Origin of the sequence: Mesorhizobium sp. B2-3-10 (assembly GCF_006442275.1) — a bacterium.
Lineage (GTDB): Bacteria > Pseudomonadota > Alphaproteobacteria > Rhizobiales > Rhizobiaceae > Mesorhizobium > Mesorhizobium australicum.
In genome coordinates this window covers 384,250-401,356 of record NZ_VFVT01000004.1, presented here as the reverse complement: position 1 = coordinate 401,356, position 17,107 = coordinate 384,250, and the positions used below count along the sequence as shown (strand labels likewise).

The 17,107-nt window shown below is 62.3% G+C and carries 15 protein-coding genes and 1 pseudogene; 7 read left to right on the top strand and 9 right to left on the bottom strand.

Annotation, left to right across the window (positions count from 1 at the left end; translation table 11 throughout):
* Positions 1-152: 152 nt before the first annotated feature.
* The gene (locus FJ943_RS14630) at positions 153-467 is read right to left on the bottom strand and encodes a plasmid mobilization relaxosome protein MobC (RefSeq protein WP_224643191.1); all 315 of its coding nucleotides are present in this window, start codon (positions 465-467) and stop codon (positions 153-155) included.
* 353 nt (positions 468-820) lie between these two features.
* Here FJ943_RS14630 and FJ943_RS14625 point away from each other — a divergent pair, with 353 nt between their 5' ends.
* The 4 genes and pseudogenes from FJ943_RS14625 to FJ943_RS14610 form a co-directional block, all read left to right on the top strand.
* Positions 821-1,519 (top strand): ParA family protein, encoded by a 699-nt coding sequence (locus FJ943_RS14625; protein ID WP_140620424.1) that lies wholly within the window; start codon positions 821-823, stop codon positions 1,517-1,519.
* Entirely contained in the window at positions 1,519-1,854 is a 336-nt protein-coding gene (locus FJ943_RS14620; RefSeq protein WP_140620426.1) for a hypothetical protein, read from the top strand. Before FJ943_RS14625 ends, FJ943_RS14620 begins: the two co-directional genes overlap by 1 nt.
* A 300-nt stretch (positions 1,855-2,154) precedes the next feature.
* Positions 2,155-2,514 (top strand): helix-turn-helix transcriptional regulator, encoded by a 360-nt coding sequence (locus tag FJ943_RS14615; RefSeq protein WP_246671875.1) that lies wholly within the window; start codon positions 2,155-2,157, stop codon positions 2,512-2,514.
* A 172-nt stretch (positions 2,515-2,686) separates the two neighbouring features.
* Positions 2,687-2,917, top strand: a pseudogene (locus FJ943_RS14610) (WGR domain-containing protein); the annotation flags it as partial.
* 499 nt (positions 2,918-3,416) lie between these two features.
* On the opposite strand, the gene FJ943_RS14605 reads toward FJ943_RS14610, so the two are convergent.
* The 5 genes from FJ943_RS14605 to FJ943_RS14585 form a co-directional block, all read right to left on the bottom strand.
* Complete coding sequence (locus FJ943_RS14605; protein ID WP_140716087.1) at positions 3,417-3,713, bottom strand: DUF736 domain-containing protein; 297 nt, start codon at positions 3,711-3,713, stop codon at positions 3,417-3,419.
* Positions 3,714-4,120: 407 nt separating this feature from the next.
* Positions 4,121-5,035: a zincin-like metallopeptidase domain-containing protein gene (locus FJ943_RS14600; RefSeq protein WP_140716089.1), complete on the bottom strand. Its 915-nt coding sequence runs from the start codon at positions 5,033-5,035 to the stop codon at positions 4,121-4,123.
* 222 nt (positions 5,036-5,257) lie between these two features.
* Positions 5,258-5,443, bottom strand: coding sequence for a hypothetical protein (locus FJ943_RS14595; RefSeq protein WP_140620436.1), 186 nt, complete (start codon positions 5,441-5,443; stop codon positions 5,258-5,260).
* A 561-nt stretch (positions 5,444-6,004) separates the two neighbouring features.
* The gene (locus tag FJ943_RS14590; protein ID WP_140722342.1) at positions 6,005-6,592 is read right to left on the bottom strand and encodes a hypothetical protein; all 588 of its coding nucleotides are present in this window, start codon (positions 6,590-6,592) and stop codon (positions 6,005-6,007) included.
* Positions 6,593-7,560: 968 nt separating this feature from the next.
* Positions 7,561-8,445, bottom strand: coding sequence for a DUF3991 and toprim domain-containing protein (locus tag FJ943_RS14585; protein WP_140716091.1), 885 nt, complete (start codon positions 8,443-8,445; stop codon positions 7,561-7,563).
* 522 nt (positions 8,446-8,967) lie between these two features.
* Here FJ943_RS14585 and FJ943_RS14580 point away from each other — a divergent pair.
* Positions 8,968-9,444, top strand: coding sequence for a hypothetical protein (locus FJ943_RS14580; RefSeq protein ID WP_140620442.1), 477 nt, complete (start codon positions 8,968-8,970; stop codon positions 9,442-9,444).
* A 440-nt stretch (positions 9,445-9,884) separates the two neighbouring features.
* Here the strand turns inward: FJ943_RS14580 and FJ943_RS14575 are convergent, their stop codons facing one another.
* A complete protein-coding gene (locus tag FJ943_RS14575) occupies positions 9,885-12,095 on the bottom strand; it encodes an EAL domain-containing protein (RefSeq protein WP_140722339.1) in 2,211 nt (736 codons plus the stop codon).
* Between the two features lie 419 nt (positions 12,096-12,514).
* On the opposite strand from FJ943_RS14575, the gene ligD reads away from it, so the two are divergent.
* Positions 12,515-14,287: a DNA ligase D gene (gene ligD, locus FJ943_RS14570; RefSeq protein ID WP_140722336.1), complete on the top strand. Its 1,773-nt coding sequence runs from the start codon at positions 12,515-12,517 to the stop codon at positions 14,285-14,287.
* Positions 14,288-14,679: 392 nt separating this feature from the next.
* Complete coding sequence (locus FJ943_RS14565) at positions 14,680-15,021, top strand: response regulator (RefSeq protein ID WP_140620447.1); 342 nt, start codon at positions 14,680-14,682, stop codon at positions 15,019-15,021.
* Positions 15,022-15,068: 47 nt separating this feature from the next.
* Here FJ943_RS14565 and FJ943_RS14560 read toward each other — a convergent pair whose 3' ends face one another.
* The gene (locus FJ943_RS14560) at positions 15,069-16,007 is read right to left on the bottom strand and encodes a sugar phosphate isomerase/epimerase (protein ID WP_140661273.1); all 939 of its coding nucleotides are present in this window, start codon (positions 16,005-16,007) and stop codon (positions 15,069-15,071) included.
* A 24-nt stretch (positions 16,008-16,031) separates the two neighbouring features.
* Positions 16,032-17,024: an inositol 2-dehydrogenase gene (iolG, locus tag FJ943_RS14555; protein WP_140620452.1), complete on the bottom strand. Its 993-nt coding sequence runs from the start codon at positions 17,022-17,024 to the stop codon at positions 16,032-16,034.
* Between the last annotated feature and the right edge of the window lie 83 nt (positions 17,025-17,107).

Here is a 17,107-nt window from a genome sequence, read left to right as displayed (position 1 = left end):
CCCTCGCTTTACCGTTTCGTCTGGTGCCAACGCCACCCCGCCCCTTCGCCGCCAGTCACATTCATGCGCGTCGCGCCCCCGCTGCATTTCATGAAGCAGCGCTGCGCGACGCCGTTCCCACTCCCGTTCGAAAGCCCCCAGGAAAAATTCCATTAGCCAGCCCCCGAGCGCCGCGCCGCGCCGGCGCGTTTCGTCATCTGGGACAGCTCTGCAGCGACCGTCAATGAAATTGCGCGGGCATCATCGGCAGCTGCGGCGATATCCGAAACCGTGCTTAACCGCCCCGTGTTGAGCGCGCGTACGGCTTGATTGAGGCCATTGGCAACAGCACTCAGATCCGCGGCGAGGAGTTGTAGGATCGCGCGATCGGCATCATTGAGAAACGGGCGGATGCCCGCACCCTCGCAGGCGAGTGTGCGGATGAAGGCGGACACTGACATGCCGGCGCCATTCGCGGCCGATTTCATGACGGCAAGCTCATCCGGGGCGAACCGGATATGTGCGACCCTCTCCCGCCTCGGCGGCCGTCTTGCGATAGCTGCGCCGGCTCTCGTCATTACGCTTCTGCCTTGTTCGCGGCCGAAGCCGCGGATCGAGGGCCAGTCCCTCGATCGTCAGAAAAAACGTATCACGTTTTTGCGTATCCTGCCAACCGCTTTGACATCGAATTTTCCTGTTTACCGCAATTGAACTGATTTTTCTTGTAGTTTTGACTATGTTTTTCTATATTGATGGAAATCCATCTGTCCACTGATCCACTTTCGAACAGATCTGGATTCAAGTGGATGTAGGAACACACGTTTATGAGGAGAGCTCGCTCATGCCTGTCGTGATCTCCGCCATCAATGGCAAGGGGGGCGCCGGCAAGACCACCGCCTTGATGAACATTGCTGGCGAGTACGCACTGCGCGGTTCAGCCGTGGCCATGGTCGACATGGACGGGAGAAGCAATCTGACCAAATGGTGGAGCGAGTGCCACGACAAGAACGCGCAGCCGGAAGGCATCAGCGTTTTCAGCCACAAGACCGCCAAGTCCTTGGACGCGTTCGTTGAGCGCCATGGCCACCGTTTCGATTACCTCCTCATCGACACGCCTGGAGAGGATATTTCTACGATCGATCCGGTGATTGGTTGGTCCGACCTGGTGATATCTCCTGTGCAGCCGTCTAAACGCGAGGTCCTTGGCGCGATCGACTGCTTTCACTCCGTACTCAGGATCAACGAGGCTCGCGCCAGCGCATGCCGGCATGGTGTTTTGCGAACCCGCATCTCGATGACGGTTCGCCAGACAGAGCTCTACCGCAAGATTAGGCCAATCATCGAGGACAAGGTCGGAACCTATCTGTTTCGTACCGAGGTTATGGAGCGTAACGTCTACAAGGACATTCAAAACGGCATCGGCACTCTCCAGATGCAGACGCTGTCCGAGGCTGTCGCCAAAGCGCGGCGCGAGACCCAAGAGATCGTGAGCGAAATCGATGCACTGCTGAGCTCCGGCGCAGAAGCGGGGCCCGCTTGATGAGCGGCAGGGAAACCCTGTCGCTCGACGAGTTCGCGCTCGCTGCCAGGAAGCAAGCGGTGAGAGGTGATGAAGATCGTGCGTCGGATCTAGTCAGCACTGACCCTAACTCAGACCGCACGTCGCCGAACCGGAGCGACCTTCGACAGGAGGCCAGAAAAGCCTTGCGCCGGATGAAACGAGAGCGCGTCAAGGGGCAAAGCTGCTTTGTCAATGTGAACCTCGACCGGCCAACCAAGCGCCGCTTGAAACTGGCAGCCTTCCATGACGACACAACGATGCAGGCAATCGTGGAAGCGGCGATCGTCAAGTATTTGGACGAGCTAGGCCTATAACTCCAGCCACGTGGTTCTTCCCTGGCGGATCGCGGAATTTGATGTCAGACCCCTCCCCTGCTAGACTCGCGGTCAAGTTGGCTCTGATTTTTCTCACATCGGGCAATTTGAGGTGGAAAGGCACGTCCTATCGATGTGCTTTCTCGACACGCACAGGAGCTGGCAAAAGCCCTCGAAATGGCAATCAAGGACCTTCAGAAATACATTCACGAGCACGCACTCACCGAAACGGAAGACGCCGAATCCGAAAAGCCGGTCTACAGGAAACCCGGCTTCGAAGGCGTACGGAGCTTCGGCGATATGGAGAAGGCCTTCGGTCGGTTTGTGCGCGAACGCCGCGAAGCCAGAAGGCTCAATCGCGCCCAGATGGGAACCATGGTCGGCCTGCATGAGACTATCTTTGCACGCTATGAGCGGGCCTTTTCGAAGCTGCATGCGACGAGACTCATCCATGTTTGCGAGATTCTCGACTGCTCACCGATCGAAATGATCCATTTTGCTGCCCCGCATTTTTTCGGCCAGAACCGGCAAGAAGCTGACGATAAGCTGAAACTGATTTTGCGTGTGCTTGATATGCCGGCTTCGTCGGCATCAGGCCTGTTGAACCTTGTCGAGGGTCTCGCCGGCGCAAATGCCGGAGACGATCCGGGCGATCGATGATGCGATCGCCGCGCCCTGTCCCCGATTCCCGGCCGGCGGCAACGTGCTCATGCCGGCCGCAACTGGCCCGGCCCGAAAGCCCGCTATTCGATCAAAGTTTTGAATCGGTCTCGAACCACCGATTCAGAAAATGCATTGGACGGTATTTGGGCGAACGCAGATAATCCGATGCATGAAGCACGCGACCCATCCACTGTTCCTGCGGCGCATAGACAGTGCCCGCAACATGGCGCGGTACTATGTCATGGCATTGCAACCCACGCTGTTCGGTGACGTGTCCCTTGTACGGCAATGGGGCCGCATCGGCACACGTGGGCGTCAGAAAGTCGAGTTTTTCGACGATTGCCTGCAAGCAGCTGCGGCGCTGTCGCGGCTGGCCGCGCAAAAGTCCAATCGGGGATATTCGGGCAATCCCCATGAGGTATCCCCGGCAGGTGCGCCCGATCCGGCGTGCCAGCCGGTGCCGTTTGCCGGCAAGGCATCACAGATGATCATCACGACCCCTGGCACGAAGTAAGCAGGCAGGCGTGGCGCATCGATGCTGCGCCCAATTCCAAATGACCTCATGCCTCGCCTTTGCGCCAAGCGCCCGGCCTGTTCGGCGGGCGCTGCGCGGTCGGTTGCCGGTGCCAGGCCATCGAGAACGGAACAGCGAAAACCTGCCCCTCCTTGTCCCCAACAGGTTGGCGCATTGGGCCGCTGAAGCGACGATCGTCTGACGCCCCGGGATCGTCGGGGACCCTGTTGGCTTGAGCGCCGTGGGTGACCCTTCGCCGACAAAGGGCTCGCGACCCGTCGGATGAGCAGGCTTGCGGTCGAGCTTTCGCCGCCGGAGTTCTCGCCTTGTCCCTTCGCAGGATCGCGGCGCCCCGGGGGAGCGCCGCGTCCAATGCGTGGCCGCCTCAGCGCGACCATATGAGAGCGTATCCCTCGTCATTCTCGACCAGGCTCGCGTAGATCGGAGCGGGGAAGCTTGGATCATCAAGCTTGACGGAGTGGTATTCTCGGCCGGTTTCCTTGGCTGCCTTCTTCCAGCCGGCGCCAATCTCGATGGTCCCTGCGAGGGCCCGAAGGTCGGGCGACTTATCGCTTTCCTTCTCGGCCTCGATCAGGCGGGCCTTGATGTTGAGGTTGAGCGTCTTGATAACTCCGACAAACGAGCCGTCTTCGTTGCGAGTGAAAGTGCCGATCTGAGCCATGGGTTTTCTCCTTGCTGTATCAGGTCGCGACCATCGCGGCCTTGATGGCGATCGCAGGGCACCACGCGACCGGCCCGCACCCGCAGGGCTAAAACGCGAGTGGAAGGCAGCGCAGCGCCGAGCTTCTTGGCGCGCGAGGAAGCCGCGCGCAGCACGGCGGGGAAGAAGGTCGGCATGGCTGTTGCGGGATCGAAGTCGGGCTGCGCAGCAGCTGGACGCGGTGTGAGATACGCCACCAAGAAAGGCCGTAGTGGACGCTCCTCTGGTAACTGCGTGGAGCAGAGGACCCTCGGCGAGGCCAAAACCGCCGCTGGCGATGCTATGTCCAATATCCAGGCGCGATCCTGAGGCCCGGCAAGTGTGACCGTGATAATGCGGGTATCTCGGAGGGGCCACGAAGCGATGGCTCAGTCCGGTGGCATTGAGGGCGCGGGCTGAAGATCGTGCAGGAAGGCGACGGCTCGCTGTGCATGACCGGCAGCGGAAAAGATCGCCCGCTTGTCGCTGGCAAGGACCTGAAGCCAGGAGGCGAGATAGCTCGCGTGATCCGGCCGCGGCTCGAGTTCCGGCGCGATGCCCAGATCCGCGCAAAGGAAGCAGCTGCCAAGTTCGGCAATGAGCTCCTCCCGCGCCCGCTCGCTGCGATCCTTGGCATACCGGCTGAGGTCGCGGTTCACCCGTTGCGGCGCCGATGTCCAATGTGTGGCCTCGTGGCTGAGCGTCGCGACATAGGCCGCCGCATCGCGGAAGGCTTGGAGCGGCGGCATCTGGATATGGTCGGTCGCAGGCGAAAAGTAAGCGCGATCGCCGCCGTGTCGGATGACCGCACCGGTGTTGGCAAAGAAGCGGTCGGCGTGAACGATATGCTCGACCGGCTCACGAACCGGCTCAACCCGCTCATAAAGCTGGTCGGGCAGACCCTCGATCTGGCCGGCGTTGAAGACGCTGTAGGTTTTGAGAAACGGGATCTCGCGGTCGAACTCCTCGCCCGAGGCGTCGATTTGCGTCTTGGTGAGGCGGCCTGCGAAGACCACCAGGGTGCCCGACTCTCCCTTGCGCACCGCCCCGCCGAGCTCGAGCGCCTGCTTGAAGGTCATCCACATCGGGCTGGAGAAGCCCCGCGCGATTGCCTCTGACCACAGCAACAACACGTTCATGCCGTTGTAGGGCATGCCGTTATGCCGTACCGGTCGGGTCACCCGACCGACGGCGGTGGCGCAGTGCCATGGCTGCATCCAGGGGCGGACGCCCCTCTCGAGATCGGCGACAATCCGATCGGTGATCCGCGCATAGATGTCGACGCGCGGCCCTTTTCTGCTCATCTCTCTGAACCTCTGGTTTTGGAGGCCGCGCCGATCGCGGCCCCGTCACGGTCCGCCGGGGGCGAAGGAAGACGGGCAGCGCACCCGCAGGGCCATAGCGCCAGCGAAGGACGGCGCAGCCGTTGCGCTGACTGTCTTGCTGCGCCAGGACCGCGGGAAAGACGGGGCGCGAAAGAGGCGGCGCTGGGCGCCGCCTCGATACGTCTCGCAAGAAGGGTCGGCTCAGCGAATCGCACGGCCGCCCCGGTAGGGATCGTATTCGCAGAGGATTTCGACCTCTGCGTCATCGAGCTCGTCGGCGGGCAGGATGCCGAATTCGGCGTCGACCTGGAAGAGAACGACTGGGGCCATGAGGGTGCGGGCGAGATGCCAGGCGGCCTTCTGGGCAAGAGTGAGATCGTGCGACATCTGAGGGCTCCATCTTGGAGCGGGCCAATCCCCGCTCAATGGCTGCGTCGGGGTGCGGCGGCGGGCGCGATCATCGCGAGGCGACAGCCGAGCGGCCGCAGCTTGCTAGCGGACCCCTTGCGGGTTGATCGTGGAAGACCGCGCCGCACCAGGAAAGCCATCACGAAAGAGCGGGATTGGATTGCTCAAGTCCGGGCCGGCAGTGCTCGGTCGCATCCGATGTCACTGGCCTGAAGGCGGCTCCATGGATCGGCAGCGTGACCGCGGCGGCCATTCTGTCGGACATTTGGCGCGGCCGGGCGACCTGCCGGACCCAAGCTGAGCAGCGTTGGAATTGCGGCGGCAACGTGATCTCTCAACGGCTGTGTAGTGCCTGGCCCATCTTTATCGATCCTTGAGGCAAATCCGCATGCGCCACCAACACTCGAGCCAACGGGTCGCCCTAGGACCATCCGTTGAGTTGGCGGGTCCCGGGTTCAGTAGACCTCCCCCGCCGAGGCAGGCGGGAGAAGTTGGGGCGCGGCAAGCGAAGAGCGGGGCAGAGCCCCGCCCTGAAGGCGCCTACCCGAGAGCTGCCATCTGCAGCTCGGCCGCCTTGCGGTCGACTGTGGGGCCAGAGTTCTCGACCGACCGCTCGAAAGGCTTCCAGACCTCGCCAACAACGTGCTCATAGGCGATGATGGCCCCCTCGGCGGCCATGCGCAAAGCGTGGGCCTGGAGTGCCATGTCCGCAGCGAACTCGCGCTGGCGCTGGGCGGCGCTGTCGAAACCAACGGGACCACCGACATCTTGGTCCCGATCGTCACAGGCGGACTTGGCGGTTGCGTCGCGAGCTTGGGAGACCGCTCGGCTGTAGAACTGGCCGGCGCCGTAGGCGGACCCGACGAAGGCCCCGACGACGCGCTGCAGGTGGATCTGCATGGCGCGCTCGCCAAGCCCCTCGTCCAGCGCTGCTGCGGTGTCGACGATCAGCTTTTCGTGCAGGTCGCGGATGCCGTCGCTGTCGAGGACAGGCAGGCCGAAGCTCTCGGAAACGAGAGAGCACTGCGCGGCATCGGGGCAGGCGAACCGCACCATCTGCAAGGTGGTTGCCTTGCGCAGCGGCACCACGCGAGCGGTAGAGCGAGGATTGGCAGCTTTCTTGATCATGACACATCCTTTCTTCGGTTTCCGAAGCGCAGACCGGCTCCGTGCCGGCCCGCCCTCGGGCGCGGACCCACAGAACCGGCCGAGCGGCGTTCGCTTCAAGGTCCGGGTGGACCGAGGCGAGCAGGGCAGGTTTGCGGCCAAGCAGGGCTCCTTCCCAGCCCTCGCGCGGGACGCGGGGCTGCTATGCCGAGACTGGATCGCTCCGGCCGCCGCGCGGCGCGGAACGCGGCCTTGAAGTGAACGACCGCCGGTTCAGGACCGCTTCAAGCCCGGGGAGGACCGGCACGGGCCTAGTTATCGAAACGGAAAGGGAAGGACAGGCGCTCAAGACCATGTGCCTGACCAGCGGGCTGGACCTGTCCCATCGTGCCGCGAGCACCCTTACCAAGACGGTGCCGGTGTGCTTGCCGGATGCGGTATCGCCGGCAGCGCGCCAGGTCTCGCGCGAACAACTGCATCGCTCCACCTGCTCGCAGATATCCCCGCCTCGCCCTGCAGGTCGACAACTGTTGGCGATTGCTTGTCCGCCGCGCCAGCTAGCCGCGGCAACGCGTCAATCTCCGGCTGCCGCTCCGCCAGGAAGGGTGTGAACGGGCCCCGCAACTCCGCCTCGACGGCGCGGCTTAACCCGACGAGACGCTTTGGTCACCCAATCGGATAGCCAAGCTGCAAGAGCCATGCTTGGCGGCTGCGCGACGCGGGGCCGATATGAACGAGTTCGACATAGTCGCCGGGCCGGTCGAAGACCCGCACCGATCTCGGGGCGCTCGATGGCGGTGGAGCGCAGAGCTGGGCCTGGCGAGCAAGTGCGGCGGACCCGGATCGCGACCACTCCGCGGCTCATGGCCGGCTTCATGCAGGCACATCCCCTATGGCTCACCATCTTCTTCAGCCCTTCCGGACAGCTTCCTGCGGCTGCCACCGCGACCGGAGGGGTCAAGACCGCTCCTCCCCATCCTTTTGCGCCTTCATGTCAGGTCGGCATTCCAGTCGTCTAATTCTGGGCGCAGCCGCTCGGCGCTGCATCCGATCGCCTCGGCGAGCGCTAGAACCCTGCCGGCATAGATCTCGCCCTGGGCATTGTTGTCGGTGGCGGCGACGAGTTGGACACCTGCCCTGACAGCAAGCGCGTGGATCGCTGCGTGCGTACCCGGCGACCAGCCACCGGCCGTGCTGAGGTACAGAGTGTCGGGACGAAGCTGTTCCAGCGCAGCGAGACTTAGGGCGTCGATGGCCGCCTCGGTGACGCAGAGGCGGGACGCCTCCGGGCGGCCGAAGCGGAACAGTACCTTGGCACCGGCGGTGGCAAAGCCGCGCCAGTGCAGTCCACGTTCTTCCCAGCCGGTGACGGAGCCATCTGCATCAGTGTGCGCCGCCCACATGCTGCCATGCGGCCCCTCGCGCAGGAGACCGGCCATAACCGCGGCGCGCAGAATCGGCTCGGGGAGATGGCGACCGTCTCGCAGGTAGCGCCAAGTCGCCGATCCGAGCCATGGCTTGCGCCGGGCCTGCCAGCGAGCCGCTATCGACAGTTCGGGCTGCCGCTGACGGAAGCTGCGCTGCCACACCGGCGCGGTAACCGCGATACCAACGAGGTCCGCGACTTCGTTGATCGCCGTGACGAAGGGAATGCCCTCGAGATGCTCAAGCAGCCCGAAGACATCTCCCTTGGCATCCGAGAGCGGGTCGAACCAGCCCTTGCCCTCGTGGATAACAATGATTATTGATGCGTCGCGGCGATATTTCATCGCCTTGCGCGTGCTTTCCTTGAGATCGAGGGCGAAGCCCGCGTGCTCAAGCACGGCGGCGCAGGGCACCTTGTCCTTCAGCTCTTCAAGCTTTACTTTTTCCATCTTCGCTCGCGCACCTTGTCGCGCTCCCTGTTTCGAGTCCGCCCAATATTCTCTGGACAGGGACCGGAGGCCGCGAAGAGCAAGGCAGGCAAGGGCGCGGGCGTGATGCGCATTTGTGCCGGGTTTGCGAGGCAGACGAGACCGCGGCGCCGCTTCCCTTGCCGGGCGCAGCACGCAAGCGGCAGCGATGACCAATGATTTCGGCAGCACTTCTCGTCAGCAACGCACACAGTGTGGATATGTCCGTTTTCGTCGAGGCGCGATCCGTGGCTCCTGGAGCGGTCACCTTGGCGCAGCGCGGCAACCCGGCCGCTGCCGGTGCCGGCCGGCAGCGCTACCTGTAACTGGCGCGCGCCATTAGGCCCCGACGCGGGTGCCCGGCATATTCTTGATTCCTAATGGAACAAAGAGCGCCAAGTCAGATTTGAAAAGGTCCGCTGGCTTTGGAGCCGCGGGTGGCTGCCCTCCGCCAGGCCGGCCTGCGCTGTCAGGCGCAGGCCACACGACGACAGGATTACACCCATGAAACGTCTCCCCCTTTTTCTGCTCAGTTTGGGCGCCATGATGATCCCCACAACACTGCTGGGTGCGGCGCAATGGGAGGGCTTTGGCATCAAGCATCTCGGGTTCGTATTCGACGTTCCCCCGGGGTTTGTACTTGCCCAACGCACCGATCAAGGGGCAGCCTTCGAAGGCCGACACAAAGCATTTCTTGCCGTCTGGGGGGCGCAACTCGGCAAGGCAAGCTTTCGCACCGAGATCGAGCATCGCATTGCCGTGAACGAGAACGACGGCTGGAAGGTGACCTATAAGCGAGTGACGCCGCAATGGGCCAGCTATTCAGGAGTGAAGGAGGGCCAGATCCTTTATGTCCGGGCTATCAAGATTTGCCGGAACAGAGCTGCATTGTTTACCGTCAACTATGCTCGCACCGAGAAGGTCCCTTATGATCCGCTTATCATTCGCATGGTCAAATCACTGAAGGTCCAGGGCTGCTGAGGGTCGGTTACATGGCGGCCAGCCGAATTGCGTTTTTAGAGACAGGCGGCTCGCTTCTGTGTCGAACCATGCAGAACGTCAGCAACCTCGTTGTCCCGTCGCCAATGCGCAGCACCGACTCCTCGGCCGCTCCTCAAGTTCAACGGATCGGCTACGCGCTGCCAGCGGCGTCCAGCGAGGTCGGTCACCTCGGGCTCGCCAGCGGCCAACTGATGCAAGGGGCAGCCGTAGGAGCGTCAGCCCTTGCGGCGCCGCAGGCGCGACGCGGGACCGACTGCAACGACGAGACCGGTTAAAAGGGTAGCCTAAGGAGCGTCAGCATGGCGCCGCCGCAGGCGGGACGCGGGACAGACTACCCCCGGCCAGGAGTGCCGTATCGATTGCCGGAACGCTGCGCTGCGCGTTGGTCAGCCTTCTATGGCTCGGCCCGGCTGGGCTTCCTATGCAGAGGCGCGCGCTGACACGACCCCGAGAAGCTCTTGAAGCTCCCCCTTGGGCAGTGGCCTCGACAGTAGAAAGCCTTGGAGCTGGTCACAGCCGAGCTCGCGCAGGTAATCGCATTGGCTTTCGGTCTCGACCCCTTCGGCAGTTGTACTAAGTCCCGTCGCACGGGCCAGGTTGATAATCGCCTGAACGATGGCCTCGTCACCGTTGGAACGACCAAAGCCCTGCACGAAGCTTCGGTCGATCTTGATCCTGTCGACTTCCAGCGTCTGCAGTCTTCCCAAGGAGGAGAAGCCGGTGCCGAAATCGTCGAGTGCAAAGCGCACCCCGATGCTGCGCAGAGCCTCGATGTTGTTTCGGCATTCGCTCCGGCGCTCCGACAGAGCGCTTTCGGTAACTTCGATTTCGAGCCGCCGCGGGTCCATGTGCGTCTCCAACAAGATACTGGTCACCCGCATGGCGAAACTGGGATTATTCAGCTGCAGGGCCGACACATTCACCGCCAAGGTCTCGATGGGCCAGTCCGCCGCGTCAAGGCACGCCTGCCTGAGAACCAGTTCGCCAAGCTTTTCAATCAGACCGGTTTCCTCCGATAGCGGTATGAACAAATCCGGTGCAACCCAGCCCCGCTCCGGATCAGACCAGCGGGCCAGCGCTTCGACACCCGTCATCCGGTTTGTGTCAGCGTCGTATAGGGGCTGATAGTGGACCTGGATCCGACCGGTTGCATCCAGCGCGTTGCGCAGGTCTTGTTCCATGCCTTTGCGCATCGCCAGCGTCCGATCCATCTCATGCCCAAAGAAGGCGTAGCTGCTGCGGCCCCCCGCTTTGGCATGGTAGAGCGCCACGTCGGCTTTCCGCACCAACTCGACCGTGTCCAACCCGTCCTTGGGTGCAACCGCCACGCCGACACTCACGCCGACAAAGACTTGGATCCCGGCGACCTGAAACGGCCGACGGGCGGACTCGATCAAGTGCTCGCACAGCGCCTTGACCTCATCCTCGCCGCCGACCGAACGCTGAATGATGACGAATTCATCGCCGCTCAGACGCGCCACCGTGTCTCCTTCAGTCGTCAGCCGCCTTAGCCGGTCGGCGAATTCCCTGAGCAATTCGTCACCCGCTGGATGGCCAAAGCTGTCGTTGACCTGCTTGAAGCGGTCGAGGTCGAGGTAAAGAACCGCGAGCTGCTCGCCCGTCGACGGCAGGCGCGCCAATGCATCTGCCAGACGCTCGTTGAACTGACCGCGATTGGGCAGCGCGGTAAGCAGATCGTTATGAGCGAGGTGGTAGATCCGATCCTCGGTTTCGATCAGCTTTAGTGTCCGCCTGCGAAAGCCGACGAGGGCCATGATGACGCCCGCCAGCACCAGGCCGAACAAGGGGACGAGAACGGGCACGAGTTGAAAGAGGACAAATGCTCCGGGCCGGTACGGCCGCCAAACGAAGAAGCCGATAGTTCCAGATCGGTCGACAACGGGATAGGAAGCCTCTCCGGACGCAAGCTCATCGGCCCAGGAGAACCGCGCGCCATCGAGCAGATAGTCTTGGCGCAAGGCGGTGAGAAAACTGCCGTCGAGATAGCGAACGGCCACATGCAGGAATTCCTGGCCTGGCACCTGCGCGATGCGGCCACTGTCGGAAACCACGGGCTTGATGCTGACGACCGCGGGATGGCCGGCGACAACGGCCAGATCGGAGGCGCCTATGGTGAGCACCTGTTCCGTCACACCTTCGGTATCGCCTCGTTTCAACCTTGCCCTCAAAGTCTGGACCAGGGGCGTGGTGGTCGCGCGTATGGCGCGGTAGCTGCCCGGGTCAGCTGTCGACCCATCGGTGAACGCGTAGACCGGCGCATCATTGGCATCGAGAATATAAGCCTGGTCGTGACCGAAATAGGTGTGCATCCAGCTGCCGAGATTGGTATCGAGCCATTTCGCATCGCCGCTGCGCAGTGCGTTGACCGCGTCGTCCCAAACCGTGACGCTCTCCTGGTCGTGCGCTACTGCGCTCTCCAGCTTGGACGTGATCAGTCCAACCAGACTTTTCTGCCGCGCCGCGGCAACGTGGTCAGTCTGGATCGTGGACCAAAGCAATAGACCTGTCGCGGCTGCTGCAATGAGCAGTGTCAGCCCAATGACGGGCAAAGCCGTTCGCATCAGGAAGAGACGACCGGTCGGTTCGGCAAAATGTCGCAGCAGTTTCATGAGATCGCTATAAGCGATGAACACTTCTGGACCGTTAAAAGGCCCTGCGCGACAAGGGGCCGCGCGTGCCCTGCCCGGCAGGCTTGTTCGGGGTCGCTACATCGCCGCGGAGCCGACGCGCCAGTCCGGCGACGAATAGGATGAAAACCGGCGAGAGCTGGACGAGGCGGCGGCAGCCACGGCATCTGAGACCACAACGTCAACAGCTTTTCAGATCAACTGATCCGCTTCTGGGATGGTCTACCACGACCTATCGCACGGTACAAAGCGCCTTGGGTTAAACTGTGAGGATAGGGATAGACGCGCGACGTGTCTGTCAGCAGGCACATCGCCATCCCGGATATATGCAATTTCGCTAAAATTATCGGAACTCATCGCGGTCCCACGTTTTGACTCCGATTCCAGGAGTTCGCGTGCGCATGAGCAAGACCGAATACCGCCTGTCATTCATCGAGTTCCAATCGCCAACGCTGGTCGAGAAAGCTCCTGACGGCGGCAGCTGGTTTCACGAGATCAAGTATGACGGCTACCGGACCCAACTCATTGTGGAGGGTGCAACAGCGCGAGCCTTCACGCGCCGGGGTTACGATTGGTCACATCGGTATAAGCGAATCGTTGAGACCGCCGCGAGCCTACCGGCAAAGTCCGCGATCATTGATGGCGAGGCTGTCGTTCTTGGCGAGACCGGGCTCCCTGACTACCAGGCCTTGGAACGGGAGCTAGGCAATCCGGCCTCGCCGAGGCTCATCTTCTATGCGTTCGACCTGCTTCATCTCAACGGCAGCGATCTTCGGCAGCAGCCGCTTTTGAAGCGCAAGGCGGCCTTGGAGAAGCTGCTCATGGGTTCAGCGCCGACGCTAACCTATGCAGAACATCTCGAGGTGAGCGGCATGGATATGTTCGCCCACGCCTGCCGTATGGGCTTGGAAGGCATAGTGTCAAAGCTTGCCGATTCCCCCTATCGCTCCGGCGTTCAGACAAGCTGGGTCAAGGTCAAATGCATCAAGAGCGACACCTTTCCTGTCGTGGCTTTCGTCGAGAAGCTTGGCGCTCAACCGCGCCGGATCGCCTCGCTCTACATCGGCAGGCGTGAAGGCGACCGGCTGCTTTATGCCGGCAAAGCCCAGAGCGGCTACAGCTTGAGCATCGCGCGACAGCTCCGGGAGCGACTGGACTCGCTGATTGTCGACAAGCCGCCATTGTCGGAGCCGATCGACAAGCCCAAGGCCACCTGGGTTAGGCCGGACGTTCTGGCCGAGGTGCAGTTCAGCGGCGTCACCGACCGCGGCATCTTGCGCGAAGCAGTATTCAAAGGCCTTCGCGAAGATCTCGTCACGATGCCCGCAAAGCCGCTCGCCCCGTCGAAGCGGCGGAACAGGGCCGAGGGAGACGCAGTTCCCCGTGAGAACGTTCTTCAGCTGCTGCCGGACGCGATCTCGCCTTCCAAAGAAGCCCTTATGCACTACTGGGGACAGGTTGCCGAGCAAGCGCTGGTCCATCTCGGCCACCGACCACTGAAGCTGGTCCGCCACGCGAGCGGGACCACGTTCTATCACAAGGGTCCCTTGCCCGATGTGCCGGGCGCCGTGCATCAGCTGCGCGTCCAGAAGCGCGAGGGTGGGGAGGGCGTGCGGGTGTGGGTGGATGATCTCGCCGGTTTACTCGGGCTGGTCGAGATGGATGCTATCGAACTTCATCCGTGGAACGCCACCATCGACGACATCGAGCGGGCCGACCGCGTCGTGCTGGACCTCGACCCTGGCGAGGGCGTCGAGTGGGAGCAGGTGATCGAAGCGGCGCTGGCGCTACGTGACATCCTAGAGGCTTCAGGTCTGAAGAGTTGGGCCAAGGTCACCGGTGGCAAGGGCATCCATTTGATGGCCCCTCTTGAGACAAAGATGACCCACGACAACGCCCGGCAACTCGCCAAATCGCTTGCCCGGTGCCTCGCTGACGCTCATCCCCACCGCTACCTCCTGTCTGCTGCCCCGGCGGCAAGAACGGGACGTATTTTCATCGATTACCTTCGCAACGGGAGAGGCAACACGGCCGTGGGCGCGTTCTCTCCACGAGCACGCCTCGGATTTCCCATCGCACACCCTGTGACATGGGGCCAGGTTGAACGGGGGGTGCGTCCAGACGCCTTCACCATGGATCACCCGTTCAAGGCAGTCATCAGGAAAGCAGCCTGAGGTGAAGCCAGTGCGGCGTGCTTTGGCAGTGCTGTCCAATTTTGCTGCCCTTGCCGCCTCGATTCCGGCGCGGTAAGGGATCGTGCCGCTTCGGTCACGCATGAGGTCGCCGGGAGCCGAGCACTGCCGGAGCGGCCTCAACGCGGCAATTGTCATTGGCCCGATCCGCGCGCCTGCAAGGCTGGTGCAAGCGATCCCCTGCCGGAGCGGTCGGCGATTACTCCCGACGTGCATTGGCCCGATGGCTTCCGCAGCCGCGCTCGGCTGGAAACGACCATCATCTTCCTTGTCTGCGACTGGATACCACCATTTGTTATGGGGGGCATACGGGAAAAATGGCAACCAAAGACTGTGCAGAACTCGATTAGCCAACCCCTGCCTGCCTGATACGGATGCCTTCGGAAAAACCCGTCGTCCTCATCCTGGAAGATGAGGCCCTTATCGCTTTCGATATCGAGGCCGCGCTGAATGACGGTGGCTTCAACGCGGTTGTGCTGGCGTCATGTGCGGAAGGTGAAACCTTTTTGGCGGCAGCCCGACCAGACGCCGCCGTGCTGGATGTCTCGTTGAAGGACGGAGAATGCTCCGCCTTGGCAAAGACGCTCGTAGCTCGCGGCGTGCCGTTCATTGTCCACACCGGCAGTGACCCCGTGGCCAAGGATGACGTATTCAGTCGCGGCATTGCGTTCGGCAAGCCATCCAACCCGGGCTGCCATCGCGGTCAGCTCCAATGACGCGGGCGCGCCCGATGCGCTTGCAGCCAACTTCGCCAAGTCGCCGATTAAGACAGGTTGATTGCGACGTTGCGCAGCAGCGCAACGGATTTTCGCATACCTTCCATCGGGGTCAGCATCATGTCCTCGTGCTCAATTGACAAGACGTCGTCGTAGCCAACCTGCTTGAGAGCGGTACAGAACTGCCGCCACCAGGTCTCACCGTGACCGTATCCTAGTGTGATGTAATTCCACGCTCGTTCGGCATAGAGTTGTGGTGGGCGCGGGTCCAGCGTGCCGTCGATGGCTGCGACGATGGGCTCGACCCGGGTATCCTTGGCGTGGACATAGTAGATGGCCGAGCCGAGCGTGCGAATGCCGGCAATCGGATCCGCCCCCATCCACAGCGAGTGACTGGGATCATAGTTGGCCCCGACCGTCTCTCCGACAGCGTCACGCAGCTTGAACAATGTCTGGACATTGTACACGGCCTGATGGCCATGCAGTTCCAGGCATAGCTTGTGAATGCCAAGGTTCTTTGAAAACGCCACGAGGTCGCGCCAGTAGGGAATGATCCGCTCCTCCCACTGATAGCGCTGGATCTTGAGGCATTCCGGCGGCCAATCGGTGATGATCCAGTTCGGGTTGGCGTCGCCCGGTCCGCCCGGCAAGCCTGACATCATGACGACACGGTCGATCTCCATCAGGCCGGCCAAGCGAATGGTGTCCTGTGTCACACCATGATGGAGTTTCCCCTGGGGGCCCGGGTGCAGTGGGTTGCCCGAGCAATTGAGCGCTGCAATCGTCAGCCCGTGATCCCGGATCTTGGCGACGAACTCCTTGCGCGCGGCAGCGCTCGCGAGCATGGCTTGCAGGTCGATATGGGGCGCCGACGACCAGTTTCCGCACGCGAACTCCAATGTCTGAAGCCCAAGCTCGGCGGAGGCGGCTAACATCTCGTCGAATGAGAGGTCGCCGAGGCTGTCCGTAATCATGCCGATCTTCATCGGAAGCTCCTCATTTCGGTTGATCTAAAACCTGACGGTCTCGAACCGGCCCGACTTGGCGGAGGCAAGCGCTGCCTCGCATAGGATCATCGCTTTGCGGCCGTCGCTTGCCGTGACGTCGGGCCGTCGCCCCGTTTCAACGCAGGTAATGAAATGATCGATCTCGGCCGCGTAGGACTCGGCATAGCGCTCGACGAAGAAGTAGTAGGGCTTGTCGCGCGATATCGCCTTTGCGCCTGACATTTCGACCGATGTCGGCACCCTGTTGCCGGCCCTCAGCATCCCGTCCGCGCCATGCACCTCGACGCGCTGGTCGTAGCCGTAGGCGGCCCTGACGCTGTTATTGATGTGACATTGCCGGCCCGACGCCGTGCGCAGCACGAACATCGCGGTATCGTAGTCCCCCAGCTTGGCATATTGCGGCGCGACAAGCGACGACCCGGTCGCGAAGAGCTCGACCGGCTCCTCGCCCAACAGGTTTCGTGCCATGTCGAAGTCGTGAATGGTCATCTCCCGGAAGACCCCCCCTCCTCCCGCCAGCGCTTCCTCGGTTTCCGGCTCCGGATCCCGGCTGGTGATGATGACCTGTTCGACGGCACCGATCTCGCCTTGCGCAAGTCGCGCCTTCAGCGCCCGAAAGCTCGGGTCGAACCGACGGTTGAATCCGATCTGAAAGGGCACAGCTGACTTCTCGACAGCCGCCAGACATTGATCGGTGCGCTGGAGATCGAGATCGATCGGCTTTTCACAGAAGATCGCCTTGCCGCTGGCGGCCGCGGCCATGGCCAGGTCGGCATGCGTTCTCGTCGCCGAAGCAATGAACACCATGCCGATTGATGGGTCGTTCATCACAGTCTGGGTGTCGGCGATCTCGGCCCCTGTCAGGGCCGAAACCTTCGATGCAGCCTCGGGGTTCGGATCGACGATGTAGCGCAGGCGCACGCGGGGGTGGCGCGCGAGGTTGGCCGCATGTACCTGGCCGATAAGGCCCGCTCCGAACAGACAGACATCGATCATCTCTTTGATTTTCCTAAAAGGCAGCATGGTGCCGGGGCGGCCGTCAGCCTGGCCGGGACAGCGACTGATTGACGTGAGCGGCT